The following is a 2,689-nucleotide window of genomic DNA, read 5'->3' as shown; positions in this document are numbered from 1 at the left end:
ACCGGCGCGAAGAAGAAGCCGACGCCGATGAACCACGCCGAGCCGGCGCGATCACAGCGCAGCACGAACCGCAGCCAGCCGGGAACTCCCCGATCGGATTGCGTCGCGGTTGTCATTCGAACTCCTTCCGGCTGCCTATTGCCAGCGTGCCCGACCCGGGTTACCCGGGCAATTACCCGACAGGTGGTGGTTTGAGGCACCGTGCGTCGGCGACACTGATGACGTGACGGCCGCCACCCGCGAACCGACACCGAGCCGGACCACCTTCGGGACCGCGCTGGATCTCACCGCGGCGGAAATGAGTATCGAAGCGTTTCTGCCCGCCGACGAGGCCGTCGCCGCCACACTGCGCGAACTGGGCCGCAGCGGAGCTGTCGCGGAGTAGCCTGAAGCGCACCGTGCCTGTCAAACCACTCGCAGCCGCCGGGCTGGTTGTCATCGGCCTGGCGGGGTGTGCTGTGCCCGCGCCGGCTGTCGGCACCCGAACCGCCGAGTTGTCCGTCGGCGGCGACGGTGCCACCGCGACCCAGCCTGTCAGCTGTTCGCAGACCGGCTGGATGTGGATCCTTGAATCCTTCGCCGAGGAGCCCGGTTTCACCGCGGTGCTGCGGTCGGGCCTCGACGGCGCGGCCGACTCGGTCCAGCTGCGCGACATCGGTGGATTCACCGGCGCCTACTGGGCCGGCACGACCGGCAGCGGCGAGGTGAACATCGAGGAGGGGGTGTTCACGGTAAGCGGTGAGGCCGAAGGTTACTTCGCCGAGGACCCGACCGACCGCGTCACCGTGCCGTACCGGGTCACGGCCCGCTGCTGAGCAACTCGACTGGCCCACGCATCGCCGAGGCGTCAGTACTGCACGATGATCGGGTCTCCCACCCGGACCTGGTTGAAGTACCAGGCGGCGTTGTCCGGGCTGAGGTTGATGCAGCCGTGACTGACGTTGGCGTACCCCTGTGAGCCCACCGACCACGGCGCCGAGTGCACATACACCCCGCCCCAGGTCACCCGAACCCCGTACTCCCCCTGGATCAGGTAGCCCTCGGGGTCGCTGAGCGGGATGCCGATGGTGCGCGAATCGAACGTCACGTTGCGCTGCTTCTGCAGCGCGCTGAACCGCCCGACCGGCGTGGGGAACTTCGCTTTGCCCATCGACGCCGGCATCTGGCGAGCCACCTCGCCACCGATGCTGACCGTGAAGGTGTGGGCTGAGATGTCGGCGACGGCCACCACCGACGCCGCCGATTCAAAGCTCGTCGATGCGCCGCCGACCGACACCGAAATCGCCGAGTGTGCCGGCCAGAAGCCGGTCGGATCCCACTGCATGACACGGTCGCTGAGCCAGGTGAACTCCCCAGCGGGAACCTGCGGTGCGGAGATGGTCAGACTCTGCTCGACGACGGCGCGATCGGTCACCGGCGCCCCGAAGGTGACCACCACGGGATGGGCCACCCCAACGACGGCGCCGTTTGCCGGTTCGATGCTGGCGACGGTCTCGCCGGTGGGCACCGCGGCCTGACTGGGGCTAGCCGTACCCGCGGCAGTGATCGCCGTGATCCCGAGGACAGCGAACATCAATCGGAGTGCTTTACCCACGGTCACCATCCCTTCGAGATGCTGCGGTCGGCGCATCGTCAGTGTAGTTCGCCACATTGAGCGAACTCTGAGACGCGCCGACGGGCGCACGTCCGCACCGATCGTCTACGTTGAGCCATCGCCTCACACCAACTCATCGGCGATTGCCGACAAAACGTTTCAACCAGCATCAACTGAGTGCTGACGAGGTCCGCCGGAGCGCCGACAAACCGTAACCGAGCACCAGGAAGATCATCGCCAGCACACTGATGTTGAGCACGACGGCGGCCCCGCCGACGGAACCGGGATCAAGGAAGTAATACGGCACCCGCCGTCCCGCGTGGTTGAGGACCGCCAATGCCAGAGCAACGTAGCAGGCGGGATAGCTCAGCCACACCAAAGGCTGCCACCACTGCACGCGTCCCTGACCGGAACCGACCAGCACCCATTCGGCCACCGCCAGCACCGGGACCACGACGTGCAACAACAGGTTTGCCAGCGTGTAGCCCATGCTGTGGCCGGTCAAGAACAGGTTCCAGACGACACCGGCAACCAGCACGTAGACGACCACCGCGCCACGCAGCCCCGCCCGCCGGTCGGCCCGCGGCGACAACAGCGTCCACAAGTAGAACGCGGCCGCGAGCAGATTGGCCTGATAGGTGAACGTGATCAGCCGCCAGAGCACGCCGGAGCGCGATGTCAACTCCACCGCCACTACAGCGGCCACCACCGCAGCGATGATCGTCACCCGCACGCCCACCCGCAGCGTGTTCAGTGCGGCCGGCAGAGGCGTGAAACCCACCTCCGCGACATTAGCGCGTGTTGGCCCACCGGGCGGTTCCGACGTTCCAGCCGATTGCCCGTCGTCGCGCACGGGCGGGTGGCCGGGTTTCGGTCATGACGAGCGGCGGACAAGCGCGTCCGGCCGAGCGCACCTTTTTCGGACACCCTTCGGCATCTCCGGCCGGATCAGCCGGTTGATGGAAGGCGTGCACTGATGATCTCGGCCAGCAGCGACTGCTCGATGTTGCCGCCCGACACGATGATCACAGTGGGCCCGGGCGGTGTCACGCCTTGGCGGTAGGCGGCCAGGCCGACGGCGCCGCTGGGCTCAAC

The 2,689-nt window shown here is 67.2% G+C and carries 4 protein-coding genes; 2 read left to right on the top strand and 2 right to left on the bottom strand.

Annotation, left to right across the window (positions count from 1 at the left end):
• Positions 1 to 223: 223 nt before the first annotated feature.
• Entirely contained in the window at positions 224 to 385 is a 162-nt protein-coding gene (locus ACN269_RS33630; protein ID WP_421477213.1) for a hypothetical protein, read from the top strand.
• Between the two features lie 13 nt (positions 386 to 398).
• Positions 399 to 815: a lipoprotein LpqH gene (locus tag ACN269_RS33625; protein ID WP_421477211.1), complete on the top strand. Its 417-nt coding sequence runs from the start codon at positions 399 to 401 to the stop codon at positions 813 to 815.
• Positions 816 to 847: 32 nt separating this feature from the next.
• On the opposite strand, the gene ACN269_RS33620 is transcribed toward ACN269_RS33625, so the two are convergent.
• Together ACN269_RS33620 and ACN269_RS33615 are read right to left on the bottom strand one after the other, a co-directional pair.
• The gene (locus ACN269_RS33620; protein ID WP_421477209.1) at positions 848 to 1,684 is read right to left on the bottom strand and encodes a L,D-transpeptidase; all 837 of its coding nucleotides are present in this window, start codon (positions 1,682 to 1,684) and stop codon (positions 848 to 850) included.
• Between the two features lie 79 nt (positions 1,685 to 1,763).
• On the bottom strand, positions 1,764 to 2,375 hold the full coding sequence (locus ACN269_RS33615; RefSeq protein WP_421477208.1) for a Pr6Pr family membrane protein: 612 nt from the start codon (positions 2,373 to 2,375) through the stop codon (positions 1,764 to 1,766).
• Positions 2,376 to 2,689: the final 314 nt, after the last annotated feature.

This window comes from Micromonospora sp. WMMD736, from assembly GCF_049179015.1.
Taxonomy (GTDB): Bacteria; Actinomycetota; Actinomycetes; order Mycobacteriales; family Micromonosporaceae; genus Micromonospora.
Note: the sequence above shows the minus strand (reverse complement) of the source record. Positions and strands in the feature narration are given on the sequence as shown.